This is a genomic window from uncultured Sphingopyxis sp., assembly GCF_900078365.1.
In the GTDB taxonomy this organism is placed as follows: domain Bacteria; phylum Pseudomonadota; class Alphaproteobacteria; order Sphingomonadales; family Sphingomonadaceae; genus Sphingopyxis.
In genome coordinates, this window is the sequence record NZ_LT598653.1 from 1,823,037 (window position 1) to 1,842,562 (window position 19,526).

A 19,526-nucleotide genomic window follows, 5' to 3' on the forward strand; every position below is an offset into this window, starting at 1 on the left:
GAGCCGCCATCGGATCGGGATGGCGGTCCCAACTTGGCGGGCGCCCGATCAAGGCGCCCGCTTTTTGCGCGGATATGATGGTTCGGGATTATCCTTTGCCTCTCGATGGCAGTTTTGCGCGACAGGGACGCGGGCATGGCAGGCCCGCGGCGAAATTCTGCTACCATCCGGGATTGTTTTCTACCTCGCTGCTTGAGGTTCTTGCGATCTTTCTATGTATCGCCGGTGCGGGCCCTGCCGATGCCCAAGCACCTTCATCGGGCGCGGGCGCGAAAGCTGCCGACGAAGTCGAAAAATCGGCGGTATATGGGATGCCGCCTGATGCCGATCCTCGGGAGATCGTCGTCACGGCGCGCCGCGGCGAGGCGCTGGTCGAGCCCGAGGCCGAACTCGGCGAAGATCGGATCGGCATGTACGGCGCGTTCACCATCGGCGAACTGATACGCGACCTCGCGCCGTTGATTGACGGCCGGGGCAAGCCGCCGGCGCTGCTCGTCAACGGCAAACGCGTCGGCGATTCGACGGGCATCGAAGGCTTTCCGCCCGAAGCCCTGGACCGGCTCGCGATCCTGCCCCCCGAAGCCGCCGCGCGCTATGGCTATCCTGCGGACCAGCGCGTGGTGAACCTCGTCCTCAAGCCGCATTTCGCGAGCTGGACGCTGAGGGCGACGGCAACGCTGCCGACCGCCGGCGGGCGCGACGCCGAGACGTTTTCGGCGAACCGTGTCGCGATCGACGGACCGACCTATTGGAATGCCGGTGTGCGGGTGTCGCGCGCGCGCCGCCTGCTGCGCAGCGAGCGCATGTCGCTGTCCGACGAAGAGGACCGCTACAAAAGCCTGTTTCCGTCGACCCGCGGTGTCGATTTCACCGCGGGTGTCACGCATCCGATCGGTGATTTTTCGGGGTCGCTGAGCCTCAGCGCGGGTGTGAACGGGAACCGCGGCCTGCTCGGACGCGACGGTAACCGGCTATTGCGGGACCGGCAGGACACAAGGTCCTTCAATCTGTCGACGACATTGGGGGGGGCGATCGGCGGCTTTCAGACCAGCCTTTCCGCGAGCTACGCGCGAAACTGGGGCGAGAATCTGTTCGAAGACAGCGCGTCGGCGCCGGGTCGCCGGAGTTCGTCGAAAAGCGAAAACTGGAACGCCCAGCTCTTTGTCAATAAAACGGTCGCGGCGCTGCCGGCAGGACCGCTGACCTCAAATCTCATGATCGGCGGCAATCGCAGCGTCTTGCGCTCGCGGAGCGACGAAGGGCCCACGAGCGCGTTTCGGCGCAACCAGCTTACGACCCAGCTGTCGTTCGCTATCCCCGTCACCAGCCGCGATACGCCTTTTCTCGGCGCCATCGGCAATATTTCGGTCGACCTTGTCGGCGGCCTCGACATGGCTTCGCACGAAAAACAGCGATCGCGCTACACGTTGGGTCTCAATTGGTCGCCTATCGCCGCGCTCGACCTGCGCGCGTCGCTGACCTATTCGGAAATGGTGCTGTCCGCCGAGCTTCTTAATGCACCGCGGACCGAAACCACGATGCGTCTCTATGATTATCTCCGCCAGGAAACAGCCGAAACGATCTGGATTCTCGGAGGCAATCCCGAGCTTCGCAGCGGCAGCCAGCGCCTGCTTTCACTCCGTGCGACGCTGCGCCCCTTCGGCAGCCAGCTGGTGACCTTCACGACCGATTATCAGCGGCAGGTCGGACGCGGCGGCATTGCCCCGTTCCCGCAGCTCGGCCCCACGACCGAGCCCATTTTCGCCGACCGGATCGTGCGCGATGCCGATGGGCGTCTCGTGTCGATCGACGCGCGCCCTATCCCGATCGAGCGCGACCTGACGTCGCAGCTCAGCAGCAGCGTCACGCTGTTCTTCGCTGGAAAGGCCAAGGTGGCCTATAGCGGCGTTCCGAAAGCGAGGATATGGGACAATGGACAAATTACGCTGTCGCTCAGGCACAATTGGCAGTTGCGAAGCGAATTGCTGATCGCGCCCGGACTGCCGCTGCTCGACCGGCTCGGCGGTGACGGCGGCCAGTCCCGTCATACGCTGGCGTTGCAGGTCAACGCCGGGTGGCGGGGCCTGGGAGCCAATCTCAGCGGGAACTGGCAGAGCGCGGCTCGCGTTCGCGATGCCGCGAATCCGGGCGGGCAGCGGGATTTCGTCTATCCCGCAACGACACAGTTCAATTTGGGGCTGTTCTTCGAGCCGGGCCAATTGCGACCAGCGTCCGGGAAAAGGTCCTGGCTCTCCAAGCTCCGCCTCACGCTCGATGTCCAGAATCTGTTCGACACCTACCGCCGTGTCAGGCTGGCCGACGGAAGCATTCCGGCAGGATACCGGCGCTATGAAGTAGAGCCACTGGGCCGCACCATTCAGATCGGCATCCAGAAGCAATTCTAGGCGCGCGGGCCTCGGTCGGTCATCGGATCGGGGCCGAGCCTTGAAACGGGGCGTGATGCGGCAAATCCGCAACCCGGTGACAAGCATGTTATAAGGCCGGCGGCCTCGCCTTCGCCGGGATGACGAATGAGGGAGAGGTTGCCAGTCAAGCCGGCGCCCCCTAAACCAGTTTCATCGAGAAACCGAACACGGGAGACGCATGATGACCGACCTGCCTGAAACCAACCTTACCATGCTGACGCTCGTGAAGCCCGAAGGGCAGCTCGAAGTGTCGCTCGAGCGCCGTCCGATGCCGGTGCCGAAGTCGCACGAAGTGCTGGTCAAGGTGCTCGCTGCACCGATCAACCCGTCGGACCTCGGCCTGTTGTTCGGCGGCGCCGACATGACGACGGCGCGCGCTTCGACGCGTGACGGCCTGCCCGTCATCACCGCCGACGTGCCGCCCGCGGGGATGCGCGCGATGGGCGGGCGCATCGGCGATGCGCTCGCGATCGGCAACGAAGGCTGCGGCACCGTGGTCGCGGCGGGCGATTCGCCCGAGGCGCAGGCGCTGCTCGGCAAGACCGTCGCGCTGCTCGGCGGTGAGATGTACGCCGAATATCGCTGCCTGCCCGTCCAGATGGTGATGCCGCTGCCCGACGGCACCGATCCCGCCGACGGCGCCTCCTGCTTCGTCAATCCGCTGACCAGCCTTGCTTTCACCGAAACGATGCGGATGGAGAATCACAGCGCGATCGTCCACACCGCCGCCGCGTCGAACCTCGGCCAGATGCTCGTGAAAATCTGCGCGAAGGACGGCATTCCGCTCGTCAACATCGTGCGCAGCGACGCGCAGGTCGAGATTTTGAAAGGAATCGGCGCGAAATATATCGTCAACAGCAGCGCCGATGATTTCATGGATCGGCTGGTCGATGCGATCGCCGAAACCGGCGCGACGCTCGGTTTCGACGCGACCGGCGGCGGCAAGCTCGCGGGCCAGATCCTGACCGCGATGGAAGCGGCAGCGGTGCGCAAGATGACGGCCTACAGCCGCTATGGTTCCGACACCTTCAAGCAGGTCTATATCTATGGCGCGCTCGACCTGTCGCCGACGACCTTCTCGGCGCGCAGCTTCGGCCTGACCTGGGCGCTCGGCGGCTTCCTGCTGACGCCCTTCATGGCGAAGGCCGGGGTGGACGTCGTGAGCCGGATGCGCCAGCGCGTCGTCGACGAACTGACGACGACGTTCAAGAGCCACTATAGCCATGAAGTGTCGCTGACGGAGGCACTGAACCTCGACACGGCGCAGGCCTATAACGCGAAGCGCACGGGCGAGAAATATCTGATCAGGCCGCACGGCTGACGGCGGCTGGAATTGGCCGGAATACGACATTCTTTCCATCGTCATCCCGGCGAAGGCCGGGATCTCGCCGGTGCGATAAACCGTTAGGGTGAGATCCCGGCCTTCGCCGGGATGACGGAACTGAAATGTCCGCTTTCCACCCCAATACCGCCCTATCTTGCGGCGTCCCGCCCGGAAGATTACTCCGCTCTCCATGAGCGACGACAAAATCTTCATCAGCGCCAACGAACTGCTCGCCGACTCGCTGCGTCTCGGGATGCAGGTGGTGGGCAGCGATTTCAGGCCGACGCACCTCGTCGGCATCTGGCGCGGCGGCGCGCCGGTCGGGATCGCGGTGCAGGAACTGCTCGACTATCACGGCCACCATTGCGACCATATCGCGATCCGCACCTCCTCCTACAAAGGCATCGACCAGCAGGACCCGCAAGTGAAGGTGTTCGCGCTCGGCTACCTGATCGACACGCTCAATCCCGACGACCGGCTGCTGATTATCGACGATGTGTTCGACAGCGGTCGCAGCATCCGCGCCTTCATCGCCGAATTGAAGGCGCGCTGCCGCCACAATATGCCGCGCGACATCCGCATCGCCACCGTCTGGTTCAAGCCCGGCCGCAATGTCACCGATCTCCGCCCCGATTTCTTCGTTCACGAAACCGACCGCTGGCTGATCTTCCCGCACGAGATAGACGGGCTGACGAACGAGGAAATCCGCCGACACAAGCCCGAGGCGGCGATCATCCTAGGGAAAGAGAAGGAGCCAAATGCATGAAGGTTTCGCCTCGCGCGAAGAACGCGCCGCCTTAATAGCGGAACTGCCCAAGGCAGAACTGCACCTCCAAATCGAAGGATCGCTCGAACCCGCGCTGATGTTCGAGCTGGCGCAGCGCAACCGGGTCGCGATCCCCTTTGCCAGCGTCGAGGAAGTGCGCGCGGCCTATGCCTTCTCGAACCTCCAGGATTTTCTCGACATCTATTATCAGGGCATGGGCGTGCTCCACCGCGAGCAGGACTTCCATGACCTGACCGCCGCATACCTCGCGCACGCGCATGCCGACAATGTCCGGCACGTCGAGATTTTCTTCGATCCGCAGGGGCACACGGCGCGGGGCGTCGCCTTCGGCACCGTTGTCGCGGGCATCACACGCGCGCTCGACGATGCCGAAGCGAGCTACGGCATGACGTCGAAGCTCATCATGTGCTTTCTCCGCCACCTCAGCGAGGACGAGGCCGAAGCGACGCTCGACGCGGCGCTGCCATATCTCGATCGCATCGCCGGCGTCGGGCTCGACTCGTCCGAAGTCGGGCATCCTCCCGCCAAGTTCGAACGCGTCTTCGCACGCGCGAAGCGACTGGGCCTCAAGACCGTCGCGCACGCCGGCGAGGAAGGGCCGCCCGAATATGTCCGCGAAGCGCTCGATCTCTTGAAGGTCGATCGCATCGACCATGGCAATCGCAGCCTCGAGGACCCCGCGCTCGTCGCGCGGCTCGCCGCCGAAGGCATGACGCTGACCGTCTGCCCGCTCTCGAACCTCAAGCTCTGCGTCGTCGACGACATCGCCGCCCATCCGCTGAAGACCATGCTCGATGCGGGTCTCAAGGCCACGGTGAACAGCGACGATCCCAGCTATTTCGGCGGCTATGTCGGCGCCAATTACCAGGCGGTCGCCGATGCGCTCGACCTGTCGAGGGACGAACTCGTCACGCTCGCGCGCAACAGCTTTACCGGATCGTTCCTGAGCGATGCCGACAAGGCGAAGCATATGACCGCGATCGACGCCTGCGCCTGACTGGCGGCGATAATCGGTTGCGACTAAAATGCGACGCTTGGTATCCCATAACTCGTCATTCCCGCGAAAGCGGGAACCCAGTGCGGGGTCAGCCGACGCACGCTCTGGGTTCCCGCTTTCGCGGGAATGACGAAGATAGGAAATGGCAGCTCTCCGCCCCAAACCGGACGCCGGGTTCATGGTTTGGCTTATTAATCTCCGCCTCAAAACCGGATCATGATCCGCCGCGCGAGCGCGGGCGACATGCTGTGAACCAGCTGGAGCAGCTTCACCATCCCGGCATTCACCTCGCTTTTGCCGGTGCGGATGCCGCGGACGATCTCGGCGGCGCAGTCGTGCGCGTTCATCTTCCGGCCCGCGCGGCCCGCGGTCATATTGGTTTCGACTACCGGCGGCAGCGCCTCGATCACGCGGACATGGCTGTGCTTCAGCACATGGCGGATCGCCTGCGTATAGCTGCGCAACCCCGCCTTGGTCGCGCAATAGACCGGCCCGCCCGCGCGCGGGGCGATCGCTAGGCCCGACGTGACGTTGACGATCACGGCTTCGGGCTGCGCGCGAAGCAGCGGTAACAGCCGGGTGCAAAGCGCGATTGGCGCGTCGAGATTGGTGCGGATGCAATGCGCCGCATCGTCGAGCGTTTCGGGTCGGTCCAGCGCATATTCGCTGCCGACGCCCGCATTGTTGACGAGCAGCGCGAGCGGCTTGCCCGCCACGCCCTCAATGACCGCGTCGATGCCCGCCGGCATCGAAAGATCGCCCGCGATCGTTCCGAATCCGAGCCCCGCCATCGCCCGCAGTTTCTCCGCCGACCGGCCCGTGACGATGACGTCGGCGCCCGCGCCCTGCAATTGCAGCGCGATCTCGCGCCCGATGCCGTCACTGCCGCCAGTGACTAGTGCGAGCTTTCCTCGTAAGTTCATGCGACCCCTCCCATGCGCTTTTACCTCGCGCACTATGGCGGGTCGCATCGCCATCGCCTACATGCAAAATCATGGCCCGCCCGAATGCTCCCGACCGATTCAACGAAGAAAAAGCGACCTATGTGATCCGCGGCGGCGACGGGGAGGGGGACCAGCCCGACCTCGAACGCGGCGCAGAGGCGATCCGCAGCGTCGTGCGTAAATTGCCGGCGCGTCCGGGCGTCTACCGCATGCTCGATGCCCGCGGCGACGTGCTCTATGTGGGGAAGGCGCGCGCGCTCAAGAACCGCGTCACCAATTACACTCAGGTCGCGCGCCTGCCGCAGCGGCTCCAGCGCATGGTCGCGCAGACGCGCGCGATGGAGATCGTCACGACGGTGAGCGAGGCCGAGGCGCTGCTCCTCGAAGCCCAGCTGATCAAACGGTACCGCCCGCCCTACAATGTGCTGCTGCGCGACGACAAAAGCTTCCCCTTCATTCTGCTGCGCGCCGACCATGATTTCCCGCGCGTGCAAAAGCACCGCGGCGCGCGGCGCGCGAAGGGGCGTTATTATGGGCCCTTCGCCAGCGCCGGATCGGTGAACCAGACGCTCAACGCGCTGCAGAAGACCTTCCTGCTCAGAAGCTGCACCGACAGCTTCTTCGCCAACCGCTCGCGCCCGTGCCTGCTCTATCAAATCCGGCGGTGCAGCGCGCCGTGCGTCGACCGCATCTCCAAGGAAGATTATGCCGGGCTGGTCAGCGACGCGCAGGACTTCCTCGAAGGCCGCTCGACCGCAGTGCAGAAGCGGCTGGGCGACGCGATGACGCGCGCCGCCGAGGCGATGGACTATGAGCAGGCGGCGGTGCTCCGCGACCGGCTGAAGGCGCTGACCTTCATCCAGGGCAGCCAGTCAGTCCACGCCGACGGTCTCGGCGACGCCGATGTGTTCGCGCTCGCGGCGAAGGGCGGGCAGCTGTGCATCGCGGGCTTCTTCATCCGCGGCGGCCAGAATTGGGGGCATCGCAGCTTCTTTCCCGCGCATGTCGCCGGCGTGCCCGAGAGCGAGGTGATGGCGAGCTTCCTGATGCAATTCTACGAAGGCGTGCCGCCGCCGAAGACGATCCTCGTCGACCGCGAGCCTGCCGAATGCGCGCTGCTCGCCGAGGCCCTGGGCGAGAGCGCGAACCGCAGGGTCGAAATCAGCGTGCCGCAACGCGGCAACCGCCGCCGCCTGCTCGAACAGGCGGTGCGCAACGCGGGCGAGGAACTCGACCGGCGGCTCGCGGAGAGCAGCAGCCAGGCGAAGCTCGGGCGCGAATTGGCCGAGCTGTTCGACCTCGACGCGCCGCCGCAGCGCATCGAAATCTACGACAACAGCCATATCCAGGGCACCAACGCGCTCGGCGCGATGGTCGTCGCGGGGCCCGAGGGCTGGATCAAGGGCGCCTATCGCAAGTTCAACATCAAGCGCGCCGAGACGCAGCCAGGCGATGATTTCGCGATGATGCGCGAAGTGTTCCAGCGCCGCTTCGCACGCGCGATCGAGGAGGACCCCGAGCGGACGAAGGGCGAATGGCCCGACTTGGTGCTGATCGACGGCGGCAAGGGGCAGGTGTCGGCCGTGTCGGCGGTGTTCGCCGAGCTCGGGATCGACGATCTTCCTTATGTGGGCGTCGCCAAGGGGCCGGACCGCAACGCCGGGCGCGAGACCTTCTACCTGCCCGACGGGCGCGAATTCACGCTGCCGACGAACAATGCGGTGCTCTTCTATATTCAGCGATTGCGCGACGAGGCGCACCGCTTCGCGATCGGCGCGCACCGGCAGAAACGCGCGAAGGCGATGGGCAGCTCGCCGCTCGACGAGGTGCCGGGCATCGGCCCCGCGCGCAAGAAAGCGCTGCTGATGCACTTCGGCACCGCCCGCGCGGTGCGCGGCGCGAGCCTCGAGGATCTGCAAAAGGCGCCAGGCGTCAGCGCCGCGGTCGCGCAGGCGGTGCATGATTTCTACCATGCGGGGAGGTGACAATTAAGCCCTTCCTCTTCAGAGGAGGGGTTTGGGGTGGTGGACGCCGGTTCAGGACACCACCCCGCTGCGACTAGCGGACAAGTCCGCAAGTCTCGCTGCCCCTCCTCTGAAGAGGAGGGGTTAGACAGGAGCAGGACATATGGATTTCACCGCCTTGATGCCACTCGCGGGAACGCTGGGCGTCACCATTCACGAAGGCAGCAAGGAGCGCGTCGCCGGCAAGCTTCCCGTGCGGCCCGAAATCTGCACCGCGGGCAGTATCGTCCATGGCGGCGCGATCATGGCCTTCGCCGATTGCTTGGGCGCCGTGGGCGCTTTCCTGACGCTGCCCGAGGGCGCGAGCGGCACGACGACGATCGAGAGCAAGACCAACTTCCTCGGCGCCGGTCAGGTCGGCTCGGTGCTCGTCGGCGAAGCGACTCCGGTGAAGGTCGGCAAGCGCCTGTCGGTCTGGCAAACGCGCATCCGCACCGAGGAGGGCGCCGAAGTCGCGCTCGTCACCCAGACCCAGATGGTACTTTGGCCGGCCTGACGGCATCGGCGATCGTCTGCGCGGTGCGCGCGCATGGCGAGCATGGCGCGATCCTGCGCGCGTTGACGCACGAAGCCGGGCTGGTCGCGGGCTATGTGCGCGGCGGGCGTTCGCGGCGGCTGCGCCCGATCCTGATGCCGGGCAATCTGGTGGCGCTCGAACTACGCGCGCGAACCGAAGAGCAATTGGGCGGCGCGACGGTCGAGCTGCTGGAAAGCCGCGCACCGTTGCTTGCCGAGCCGCTCGCGGCCGCCGCGATCGACTGGGCGACGAGCCTTACCGCCGCGACGCTTCCCGAAAACCAGCCCTATCCGGCGCTCTATGCGGCGCTGTCGGCGGTTCTCGACGCGATCGGCGTCGCGGCGTCGGCGCGCCAATGGGCTGCGGCGCTGGCGCGCTATGAACTGCTGCTTCTCGCCGAGCTGGGCTTTGGGCTGAACCTGGAGGAATGCGTCGTAACGGGCTCGCCGGACGATCTCGCCTTCGTCAGCCCCAAGTCGGGCGCGGCGGTAGGCGCCGACGCGGCGGCGGGTTATGAAGAGCGCCTGTTCCGCCTGCCGCCTTTCCTGCGGGGGCGGGACGCAGGTCCGCCGATGGGCGATGTGCTCGATGGTCTCCGCATCACCGGACATTTTATCGACCGCGACCTCCTCGACGGCCGCAACCGCGACTTGCTGGGGTCAAGGGAAAGATTGATCGACCGGCTCAAGAGGGCGGTTGCGTGACTCGCCGCCGCTGCCTAGAGCGGCAGCGTCAAACCGAGGCTGTCCGCCCATTCCGTTTGTGCTGAGCTTGTCGAAGCACCGTCCTTTTCCTTGACGGCGCCAGAAGAGAAGAGCGGCCCTTCGACAAGCTCAGGGCGAACGGCCTATTTTGGACAGGAAAGGCGCGCGCATTGAAAATCCTGCTGCTGGCTGGCGACGGTATCGGTCCGGAGATCATGGCGGAGGCCGAGAAGACCCTGGCCGCGCTCGCGCTTCCCGTGACGCTCGACCGCGCGCTCGTCGGCGGCGCGGCATATGAAGCAACCGGGCACCCGCTGCCGCCCGAAACGCTCGCGAAGGCGAAAGCGGCCGACGCCATCCTCTTCGGCGCGGTCGGTGATCCGCGCTTCGACACGGTGGAGCGCCATCTGCGTCCCGAACAGGCGATCCTCGGCCTGCGCGCCGAACTCGGCCTGTTCGCCAATCTGCGCCCGGCGAAGCTGTTCGCGGGGCTGGAAGACAGCTCGGCGCTGCGTCCCGAGGTCGCGTCGGCGATCGACCTGCTGATCGTCCGCGAACTCAACGGCGACGTCTATTTCGGCGAAAAGGGCATGCGCACGACCACTGATGGGCAACGCGAAGGCTATGATGTCATGTCGTACAGCGAAAGCGAAGTGCGGCGTATCGCGCATGTCGCCTTTCGCGCCGCGCAGGGGCGGGCGAAACGCCTCTGCTCGGTCGACAAGGCGAATGTGCTCGAAACCTCGCAGCTGTGGCGCGACGTGGTGATCGAGGTCGCGAAGGGCTATCCCGACGTCGCGCTCAGCCATATGTATGTCGACAATGCCGCGATGCAGCTGGTGCGCAACCCGGGGCAGTTCGATGTCGTCGTCACCGGCAACCTCTTCGGCGACATCTTGTCCGATCAGGCGTCGATGTGCGTCGGCTCGATCGGGCTGCTCGCATCGGCGTCGCTGAGCGACGGCAAGCTCGGGCTGTACGAGCCCATCCACGGCAGCGCGCCCGACATCGCGGGCAAGGGCGTCGCCAACCCGCTCGCGATGATCCTGTCGCTCGCGATGCTGCTGCGCCATTCGGGCGGCGACGAGGCGAGCGCGATGCGGATCGAGGCGGCGGTGGCGAAAGTGCTGGCGGACGGCGCGCGCGGTGCGGATCTGGGGGGCAATATGGGAACGGCGGCGTTGGGCGATGCGGTCGTCGAAGCTTTGAACGGATAAGAAGATGAAGAAAACCACGGGTTTCGATCGCAGCAGGACGAAGAACTGGCATCCCGCGACGCAGGCGGTGCGCGGCGGCACCTGGCGCAGCGAGCATGGCGAGACGTCGGAAGCCCTCTTCCTGACCTCGGGCTATACCTATGAGAGTGCCGAGGAAGTCGCAGCGCGCTTTTCCGGCGACGAGCAGGGCATGACCTATTCGCGGTTGCAAAACCCGACCGTCGCGATGCTCGAAGAGCGGATCGCGCTGATGGAAGGGGCCGAGGCGTGCCGCGTGCAGGCGTCGGGCATGGCGGCGATGACCACCGCGCTGCTGTGCCAATTGTCCGCGGGCGACCATATCGTCGCGGCGAAGGCCGCCTTCGGTTCGTGCCGCTGGCTCGTCGATCATCTCTGCCCGCGCTTCGGGATCGAAGCGACCGTCGTCGATGGCCGCGACAACGACGCATGGGAAAGGGCGATCCGGCCGAACACCAAGGTCTTCTTCTTCGAAACCCCGGCCAATCCGACGATGGATATCGTCGACATGAAGCATGTCTGCGGGCTGGCGAAAGCGCACGGCATTACCAGCGTCGTCGATAACGCCTTCGCCACCGCGGTGCTCCAGCGCCCGATGGATTTCGGCGCCGACGTCGTCGCTTATTCGGCGACCAAGCTGATGGAGGGGCAGGGGCGCGTCCTCGCGGGCGCCGTCTGCGGGACCGAAAAGTTCATCAACGACGTGCTGCTGCCGTTCCAGCGCAACACCGGGCCCAATCTGTCGCCGTTCAACGCGTGGGTGGTGCTCAAGGGGCTCGAGACGCTCGACCTGCGCGCGCGGCGCCAGTCGGAAAATGCGCTCGCGGTCGGCAAGGCGATCGAGAGCCGCGTCGCGCGGATGCTCCATCCGGGGCTGCCCAGCCACCCGCAGCATGATCTGGCGAAAAGCCAGATGGAGGATTGCGGTCCGATCTTCGCCTTCGAACTGGCGGGCGGCAGCGATCAGGCGATGGCGTTCCTCAACGCGCTCGAACTCGTCGACATCAGCAATAATATCGGCGATTCGCGCAGCCTGTGCTGCCATCCGTGGACGACCACCCATTATGGTGTCAGCCCCGAAGTGCGGCTCGAGATGGGGGTCGGCGAAGGGCTGCTCCGCATTAATATCGGGCTCGAAGACCCGCGCGACGTGATCGCCGATCTGGACCAGGCATTGACCCGCGTCGGGCTTTAGGCGAATCTGCGATGGAAATGATCGACTCCTTCTTCCCCTTTGCGGCGACCACCGGGTCGATCACCGTTCGCGTCGCGGTCAGCTATCTGCCCGAACAGTCGCACCCCGCGCTCGGGCGCTGGTTCTGGGCCTATCACGTCCGCATCGAGAATCACGGCGAGGATGCGGTGCAGCTGATCAGCCGCCACTGGCGGATCAGCGACGGACGCGGCCAGACCAGCGAAGTCGAGGGCGAAGGCGTCGTCGGCGAACAGCCGCTGATCGTGCCGGGCGGCGCCTATGATTATGTGTCGGGCTGTCCGCTGCCGACTCCCGAAGGGTCGATGGTCGGCAGCTATGCGATGGAACTGGGCGACGGATCGCAGATGCTCGTCGCCATCCCGCATTTCCCGCTCGTGGCGCCCGCGACCGCGTCATGAAGCGCACGCACCTGCCCCTCAACGCGCTCCGCGTCTTCGACGCCGCTGCCCGGCACCTGAGCTTCACGCGCGCCGCCGACGAGCTGGCGGTGACCCCCGCCGCGGTGGGACAGCAGATTCGCGCGCTCGAGGATATGCTCGGCGTCGTGCTGTTCCGCCGCACGCCGAAGGGGCTGGAGCTGACGGGCGAGGCGAATGCCGGGCTCGACGCGCTGCGCCAGGGCTTTTTGCAGTTCGAGGAATCGGTGCGCGCGATGCAGGCGGGGCAATCGTCGCAGTCGCTGACGATCGCCGCGCCGCGCGACCTGACCGCCAAATGGCTCGCGCCGCGGCTCGCGCGTTACAGCCAGCAGGCGCCCGACGTGCGCTTTACCTTGGTGTCCGCCGACGGCGGGATCGACTTCACCGAAGCAAATCTCGACCTCGCGATCTTCTGGACCGACGGCGCGGGCGAGCATGAAGGCGTCGCGCTTTCCGATCCGCTCATGGTCACCGTCGCGGGTCCGGGAAGCGCGAGCGAGACGCGCATCGCATGGCCCGGCTGCCCCGCCGATGAAGGCGAACCCGCGCTGCGGCTGGGCGACGCCGGGCTGGCGATCGATGCCGCCGCGAACGGGCTGGGGCAGGCGAATGTCCCCGCGATGCTCGCCGAAGCTGATCTCGCGGCAGGCCGCATCCGTCTGGTGCGTGATGCTTTCACGGTGAAACGCGGCTATTGGCTTGTTGCGCCGACGCCGCAGTGGCGGCAGGCCAAGGTCAAGGCGCTGGTCGCCGCGCTCACCGCCTGATGTAACCAGAGCGGGGCCATGCACGAATATCCCGAAACAATCATTCGGGGGTTTTGCATGCGTAAAATTTTGAACGGCCTTCCGCCTCAAACATTCGCTATTGGCGCGCTGCGCTGGTCGATGGTGTTTATCTTCGCCTTTTTCGGAGTAGCGAAATTCGCTTCCTATGAAGCGGAAGGCGTTGCGGGCATCGCCATGCACCATCCGCTCTTCGCCTGGATGTATCCGCTGATCGGGGTTCAGGGGACGAGCAATGTGATCGGCACGATCGAACTGACGACCGGCGGGCTGATCGCGCTCGGGCTCTGGTCGCATCGATTGGGATTACTCGGCGGGATGATGGGAATGGGTACCTTCCTCGTTACGCTCAGCTTCAGTTTTGGCGCGTCGTTGTGGGAAGACGGATTTGGCTTTCCTTTCATGGGTTCGACAGCGCAATTCTTGTTCAAGGACGCCGTCCTGCTAGCTGCCTGTCTGGCGCTGACGCTGCATGCAGGGCACACCCTGCGTCAGCGAGACGCCGGGTTCGCGGTCTGATCGACTCATTTCGCGGCCAACGCCAGCAATCGAGTGACGAGCCCCACGAACGTACTGGTCTCGACGTTCGCTTGCCGATTGTTCCAGCTAGCGGTCACCACGAACCATTTGCCGTCGCTCTTGCGCTGCCCCAGCAGGCTCATCGAAAGGACGCCGTTCTCGGCCCCCCCCTTGTAGCCGAGATAGGACCAGTCGGCCGCCGCGACCGGCCCGACGCCGTTGTTGATCGACATCGCGTCGAGCAAGGTTTTCGACTGGCGCGCGCGCAGATCGACCATCAGCCGCGCTATATCGTCCGGGCTCGCGAACCATTCCAGGCTGTCGATGAAGCGCGGGCCGGCGGTGAAGCTGACGCCGTCGACATTGGCGAGGGTCAGGCGGGTCCGATTGTCCTCGATCAGCTTGCGCTGGGCGGCATCGTCGCCCTCGATAAAGAGCGGGCGCAAATCATTGAAATTATTGCCCTTGAGCGCGAAGGCCTCGACCGTGGTGAGTAGCGGGATGTTGCGCGACGGATCGCTGTGCCCGGCGCTTTTCATGCGCGCTTCGATCGCGTCGCGGCCGAGCAGGTGGATCAGCGTATCGGTCGCGCCATTGTCGCTGACCGAGATCATCCAGTTGGCGAGCGTCTGGAGCGTGACCGGCGTATCTTTGGGCCAGTTCGCGGTGGCGGCGGACGAAAAGCTGAAATGCGACAGCGGCACGACGTCGGACCAGCGGCGCTTGCCCGCCGCGATCTGCGCCGCGAGTTCGTCGAGGATATAGAGCTTGAAGGTCGAACCCGTCGCGAATTGCCGGTCGGCATGGGCCGAGGCGAGCGGGCGGACGGCGTCGCCGCCAAGTTCGGCAACAAGGAAGCCGGTCTGTCCGGGAAGCGCCGCGATCCCGGCGGCCACCTTGTCGAAGCTGTCGTCCGCCATGGTGAAGCCGGTGACGAGGAGCCCGGACACCTTTTCCTGTGGACCGGCATCGACCTCGAGCGAGATGGTGCCGATCCCCTTTTCGAACCGCAACAGCACCGTTCCCGTGCGCCCGTCGGACGATGTCGCCCGGTCGACCGCGACTGGCGCGCCATATTGCGCGATCAGGCTGGCGGTGATCGCATCGAACTGCGCCTTGGGAACGGCGGCCTGGAACGATGCCGCGAAATAATCGGCATAGGCGATGCGGCCCGCCAGCAGCTCGACGAGCTGCGCCGCGCGCCGATCGAACGCGGTATCGGCCGCCGCCGCCGTTTCGGGCGACTGGACCGCGTGGACGGCGGAGGGCGGCAGCGCCATGGCGGCGAGGCAGAGGGCCGCGAGCATGGGCCTGGTCATAGCTTCTCTCCTTCAAAGATACGTGTGCGATCGATCCGGGCGATCCGGTCGCGAAGCATGGCGGCGGCGCGGCGATTGAGCATCCATATGCCGCCGAACACCAGCAGCTGGAACGCGACGACCAGCAGGAAAACGAGCGAGCCGCCCATCCCGCTCGCCTTGGCCTGTCCCAGCAGGAAGACCAGCAGGCCGGGCACGAAGGGCGCGAGATACCAGCGGCCGACGCGCGCGAGCATATGCTCTTCGCGCACCAGACGGGCCCGGTAATAGCCGCTGATGTCCTGCGCCTCCGCGTCGGGATCGGGCCGCGAGGTGCGACGGGCGAGTTGCCACGCGACGACCAGCGCCCCCGCGACAACCAGCAAGCTCCCGAGCTTGACCAGCGGTTCGGTGAAGATCACGGCGTAAAAGGCGAAAATGGCGACGACCAGCGCCGTCGCGGCATATTCGCGCCGATTGCGCCGGCGGATGGCATCGCCGAAGCGTCCCGCCTGGTGCTTGATCTCGTCGAGCGGGAGCGGTTCGAAAGCGAGCTGGCTGCCGCGCCAGAGGGCGTGAAGCCCATTGTCGTCGGAAAAATCGGTCATCTTGCATCTCCGGCGCCGGCGAAGCGGCGCGTCAGCATGGATTTGAAGCGATGAATCTTGGTTGCCACGGCGTCGGGCGATACGCCGGTGACCGCGCCGATTTCGGTACCGGCGACGCCTTCGAGATAGAGGAGCAATATCTGCCGGTCGGGCGGGTCGAGCCGGTCGATGATCGCGAGGATCAACGCCATGGCACGGTCGCTATCGGCGCATTCAAAGGGCGTGGCGCCGGTATCGGCGATCTCGACATCCTCGATCGACGACCAGCCGCGCTGCGCGTGGCGCTTGTTGGCAAGCATGTGCGACGTCGCGCGATTATGCGCGACGCGCCACACCCATGTGCTGAGCGAACAGCGGCCGTCGAAGGCGGCGAAGCTTTGCCACAGCGCGACCTGCAATTCCTGTTCGAGATCGCGCCGCAGCTCGGCATCGGCTTCATAGCCGCGCGCGAGCCGGGCGAGCGCAGCGCCGAAGCGGTCGATCGCTTCCGCGAAAAGCCGATCCTGATCCCCCTCGGCCACGCCGCTCTCCAATCTTTCGTGTCGCATGCCCTTTTAGTCGGCGGGGCGGCGACTTTCTGACGGAGACGCGAAAATTTTCTCGTCAGGCGTCGATCGCCGCCTCGTCGAGCGTCGCGGCATTGGCCTGGATGAACTGGAAACGGTGCTCGGGATGCTTGCCCATCAGCCGGTCGACCAGATCCTTGACCTGATGCCGCTCCTCATATTCCTGCGGCAGCGTGACGCGCAGCATCGACCGCGTCGCGGGGTCCATTGTCGTTTCTTTCAATTGGTTGGGGTTCATTTCTCCCAACCCTTTGAAGCGCCCGACCTCGACCTTCTTGCCCTTGAACAGCGTCGTCTCGAGCTCGGCGCGGTGCGCGTCGTCGCGCGCATAGGCCGAGAGATTGCCCGCGGTCAGGCGATAGAGCGGCGGTTGCGCGAGATAAACATGCCCCTCACGCACGATGTCGGGCATTTCCTGGAAGAAGAAGGTCATCAGCAGGGTCGCGATATGCGCGCCATCGACGTCGGCATCGGTCATGATCACGATCTTGTCGTAGCGGAGGCGATCGGCGTCGCAATCCTTGCGCATCCCGCAGCCCAGCGCGAGCGCGAGGTCGGCGATTTCCTGATTGGCGCGGATCTTGTCGGCGCTGGCGCTCGCGACGTTCAATATCTTGCCGCGGATCGGCAGGATCGCCTGCGTCTTGCGGTCGCGCGCCTGCTTGGCGCTGCCGCCCGCGCTGTCGCCTTCGACGATAAACAATTCCGTGCCTTCGGGGCCGTCGTTCGCACAGTCGGTGAGCTTGCCGGGCAGGCGCAGCTTGCGCCCGCTGGTCGCGGTCTTGCGCTTGACCTCGCGCTCGGCCTTGCGCTTCAGCCGCTCGTCCATGCGGTCGAGGACGAGGCCCAGAAGCGCGCGGCCGCGGTCCATATTGTCCGACAGGAAATGGTCGAAATGGTCGCGCACGGCATTTTCGGTGAAGCGCGCGGCCTCGGGGCTCGACAGCCGGTCCTTGGTCTGGCTCTGGAACTGCGGGTCGCGGATGAAGACCGACAGCATCATCTCGCCGCCGTTGAACACGTCCTCGGCGGTGATCTGCGTGGCCTTCTTCTGCCCGATCAGCTCGCCGAACGCGCGGAGCCCCTTGGTCAGCGCCGCGCGCAGCCCCGCTTCGTGCGTGCCGCCCGCGGGGGTCGGGATGGTGTTGCAATACCAGCTGTACGATCCATCGGACCAGAGCGGCCAGGCGATCGCCCATTCGGCGCGGCCCTGCTCGCCCGGGAACTCCTGGCGCCCGACGAACGGTTCGGCCGTCGCGCATTCGCGGGTGCCGATCTGTTCCTTGAGGTGGTCCGCAAGCCCGCCGGGGAACTGGAACACCGCTTCGGCGGGCGTGTCGTCGCCGATCAGCTCGGGGGCGCATTTCCAGCGGATTTCGACGCCGGCGAACAGATAGGCCTTCGACCGCGCCATGCGATAGAGGCGCTGCGGCTTGAAGCGGCCATGCTCGCCGAAGATTTCAGGATCGGGAACGAAAGAGACGCTGGTGCCGCGGCGATTGGGCGTCGGGCCCAGCTCCTCGATCCCGCCGAGCGGGAGCCCGCGCGAAAAACGCTGGCGATAGAGCAGCTTGCTGCGCGCGACTTCGATCACCGTGTCGGTCGACAGGGCGTTGACGACGCTGACCCCGACGCCGTGGAGACCGCCTGAGGTCGCATAGGCCTTGCCTTCGAACTTCCCGCCCGAATGGAGCATCGTCATGATGACCTCGAGCGCCGACTTGCCCGGGAACTTCGGATGCGGATCGACCGGCATGCCGCGCCCGTTGTCGACGACGGTCAGCCGGTTGCCGACGTCGAGCGTGATCTCGATGCGCGTCGCATGGCCGGCGACGGCTTCGTCCATGCTGTTGTCGATGACCTCGGCGGCGAGATGATGGAGCGCGCGCTCGTCGGTGCCGCCGATATACATGCCGGGGCGGCGGCGGACGGGTTCGAGTCCCTCAAGCACCTCGATCTGCGAAGCGTTGTAGCTGTCGGTGGCGGGGCTCGCGGCGTCGAACAAATCGTGACTCATAAGATGGCTATAAGGGGCGGGGAAGGGCCCTGGCAAGCGCGGTTTTGCGCCGCGCTCGCGCATCTCGCCGCTGGCTCGGTTCATCGCATTTCGGCGACGGCAAGGAACTTTGGCGGCTGCCGCCGGGTTGGATCAGCGACTGTAAAGTCACCAAAAAGTGGAGTAATAACAATGAAATTCGCAGCTCTCCTCGCCGTTTCGGCGGCTTCCTTGCTCGCCGTTCCGGCCATCGCGCAGGACAATCGCGATGCGTCACAGGACTTCGACGGGCCCTATGTCTCGATCGGCGGCGGCGCCTCGCTTCAGGGAAGCGACCGCGGCGAAACCCTGATCTTCGACACCGACCAGGACGGCACCTATGGCGACCCGGTAAACACCGCAGGCGGCACCAATGCCTTCGCGCCGGGCTTCTGCAACGGCGCCGCGACGGGGACCGCCAATGCCGGCTGCCGCAACGACAAGGACGGACCCGAATATTTCGGGCGCCTCGGCTATGACAAGCGCCTGGGCAATTTCGTGCTCGGCGCGGTGATCGAGGGCGGCCGGAGCGAAGCGCGCGACAGCGTCAGCGGCTTTTCGACGACGCCCGCAAGCTACACAATGAGCCGCGAGGCCGACTATCAGGCGAACGCCCGCCTGCGCGCCGGCTATACGCCGGGCGGCGGCGCGCTCTTCTATGTCACGGGCGGCGGCGCCTATGCCCGCCTCGACAACAAGTTCGCGACGACCAATGCCGCCAACAGCTTCGACGACAACGGCAAGACCAACGCATGGGGCTATGCCGTCGGCGGCGGCGCCGAGGTGATGGTCACGAAGAAGATCGGGCTCGGGCTCGAATATCTCTACACCGACGTCAAGGACAAGGATTATGTCGTGAACGTCGGCGCGGGCAGCGCGGACCCGGCGACCAACCCGTTCCTGCTGAACGGCGGCGGGACCGACATCCGCCGCAGCGATCCGCATTTCCGCACCCACAGCGTGCGCGGGACGTTGAGCTACCGCTTCTGACCTCTTGGGAGCGGAAAGGGAGGCGCCGGGTCGATGGGTCCGGCGCCTTTCGCTTGTCTAGCGTGTGATCGGGCTCGACTGAAACACGGCCTTCCTCGTGCCGTCATCCCGGCGAAGGCCGGGATCTCATCG

At 65.6% G+C, this 19,526-nt stretch carries 18 protein-coding genes; 13 read left to right on the plus strand and 5 right to left on the minus strand.

The genetic code is table 11. The annotated features are described in order from the left end of the window. The first annotated feature begins 311 nt into the window (after positions 1-311). From QZL87_RS08345 to QZL87_RS08360, 4 genes are all read left to right on the plus strand, one after another. Positions 312-2,405: a hypothetical protein gene (locus QZL87_RS08345; protein WP_295326272.1), complete on the plus strand. Its 2,094-nt coding sequence runs from the start codon at positions 312-314 to the stop codon at positions 2,403-2,405. 202 nt (positions 2,406-2,607) lie between these two features. After that, the gene (locus QZL87_RS08350; protein ID WP_295326274.1) at positions 2,608-3,747 is read left to right on the plus strand and encodes a zinc-binding dehydrogenase; all 1,140 of its coding nucleotides are present in this window, start codon (positions 2,608-2,610) and stop codon (positions 3,745-3,747) included. Between the two features lie 193 nt (positions 3,748-3,940). After that, positions 3,941-4,516: a phosphoribosyltransferase family protein gene (locus QZL87_RS08355; RefSeq protein WP_295326276.1), complete on the plus strand. Its 576-nt coding sequence runs from the start codon at positions 3,941-3,943 to the stop codon at positions 4,514-4,516. Continuing rightward, positions 4,509-5,534 (plus strand): adenosine deaminase, encoded by a 1,026-nt coding sequence (locus tag QZL87_RS08360; protein WP_295326278.1) that lies wholly within the window; start codon positions 4,509-4,511, stop codon positions 5,532-5,534. Before QZL87_RS08355 ends, QZL87_RS08360 begins: the two co-directional genes overlap by 8 nt. A gap of 203 nt (positions 5,535-5,737) precedes the next feature. On the opposite strand, the gene QZL87_RS08365 is transcribed toward QZL87_RS08360, so the two are convergent. Continuing rightward, entirely contained in the window at positions 5,738-6,457 is a 720-nt protein-coding gene (locus tag QZL87_RS08365; protein WP_295326280.1) for an SDR family NAD(P)-dependent oxidoreductase, read from the minus strand. Between the two features lie 71 nt (positions 6,458-6,528). On the opposite strand from QZL87_RS08365, the gene uvrC reads away from it, so the two are divergent. The 8 genes from uvrC (at position 6,529) to QZL87_RS08405 (ending at position 13,897) form a co-directional block, all read left to right on the plus strand. After that, positions 6,529-8,463 (plus strand): excinuclease ABC subunit UvrC, encoded by a 1,935-nt coding sequence (gene uvrC, locus QZL87_RS08370; RefSeq protein WP_295326282.1) that lies wholly within the window; start codon positions 6,529-6,531, stop codon positions 8,461-8,463. Between the two features lie 142 nt (positions 8,464-8,605). After that, on the plus strand, positions 8,606-8,998 hold the full coding sequence (locus QZL87_RS08375; protein ID WP_295326284.1) for a PaaI family thioesterase: 393 nt from the start codon (positions 8,606-8,608) through the stop codon (positions 8,996-8,998). Then, positions 8,986-9,723, plus strand: a complete 738-nt coding sequence (gene recO / locus QZL87_RS08380; protein ID WP_295326286.1) for a DNA repair protein RecO — start codon at positions 8,986-8,988, stop codon at positions 9,721-9,723. Before QZL87_RS08375 ends, recO begins: the two co-directional genes overlap by 13 nt. Before the next feature lie 215 nt (positions 9,724-9,938). After that, entirely contained in the window at positions 9,939-10,940 is a 1,002-nt protein-coding gene (gene leuB, locus QZL87_RS08385; RefSeq protein ID WP_295326793.1) for a 3-isopropylmalate dehydrogenase, read from the plus strand. Between the two features lie 4 nt (positions 10,941-10,944). Next, positions 10,945-12,153 carry an aminotransferase class I/II-fold pyridoxal phosphate-dependent enzyme gene (locus QZL87_RS08390; protein WP_295326288.1) on the plus strand — a complete coding sequence of 403 codons (1,209 nt, stop codon included), beginning with the start codon at positions 10,945-10,947 and terminating at the stop codon, positions 12,151-12,153. 17 nt (positions 12,154-12,170) lie between these two features. After that, positions 12,171-12,572: a Co2+/Mg2+ efflux protein ApaG gene (gene apaG, locus QZL87_RS08395; protein ID WP_295326795.1), complete on the plus strand. Its 402-nt coding sequence runs from the start codon at positions 12,171-12,173 to the stop codon at positions 12,570-12,572. Beyond that, positions 12,569-13,360 (plus strand): LysR family transcriptional regulator, encoded by a 792-nt coding sequence (locus QZL87_RS08400; protein ID WP_295326290.1) that lies wholly within the window; start codon positions 12,569-12,571, stop codon positions 13,358-13,360. Before apaG ends, QZL87_RS08400 begins: the two co-directional genes overlap by 4 nt. 57 nt (positions 13,361-13,417) lie before the next feature. Further along, the gene (locus QZL87_RS08405) at positions 13,418-13,897 is read left to right on the plus strand and encodes a DUF417 family protein (protein ID WP_295326292.1); all 480 of its coding nucleotides are present in this window, start codon (positions 13,418-13,420) and stop codon (positions 13,895-13,897) included. A gap of 5 nt (positions 13,898-13,902) precedes the next feature. On the opposite strand, the gene QZL87_RS08410 is transcribed toward QZL87_RS08405, so the two are convergent. The 4 genes from QZL87_RS08410 to parE form a co-directional block, all read right to left on the minus strand. Further along, positions 13,903-15,216, minus strand: a complete 1,314-nt coding sequence (locus tag QZL87_RS08410; RefSeq protein WP_295326295.1) for a serine hydrolase — start codon at positions 15,214-15,216, stop codon at positions 13,903-13,905. Further along, on the minus strand, positions 15,213-15,803 hold the full coding sequence (locus QZL87_RS08415) for a hypothetical protein (protein ID WP_295326297.1): 591 nt from the start codon (positions 15,801-15,803) through the stop codon (positions 15,213-15,215). The genes QZL87_RS08410 and QZL87_RS08415 overlap by 4 nt, the downstream gene beginning before the upstream one ends. Next, the gene (locus QZL87_RS08420) at positions 15,800-16,324 is read right to left on the minus strand and encodes a sigma-70 family RNA polymerase sigma factor (RefSeq protein WP_295326300.1); all 525 of its coding nucleotides are present in this window, start codon (positions 16,322-16,324) and stop codon (positions 15,800-15,802) included. The genes QZL87_RS08415 and QZL87_RS08420 overlap by 4 nt, the downstream gene beginning before the upstream one ends. Positions 16,325-16,406: 82 nt before the next feature. Beyond that, on the minus strand, positions 16,407-18,386 hold the full coding sequence (gene parE / locus QZL87_RS08425) for a DNA topoisomerase IV subunit B (protein ID WP_295326302.1): 1,980 nt from the start codon (positions 18,384-18,386) through the stop codon (positions 16,407-16,409). Positions 18,387-18,557: 171 nt separating this feature from the next. Here parE and QZL87_RS08430 point away from each other — a divergent pair, with 171 nt between their 5' ends. Next, on the plus strand, positions 18,558-19,394 hold the full coding sequence (locus QZL87_RS08430; RefSeq protein WP_295326305.1) for an outer membrane beta-barrel protein: 837 nt from the start codon (positions 18,558-18,560) through the stop codon (positions 19,392-19,394). Positions 19,395-19,526: the final 132 nt, after the last annotated feature.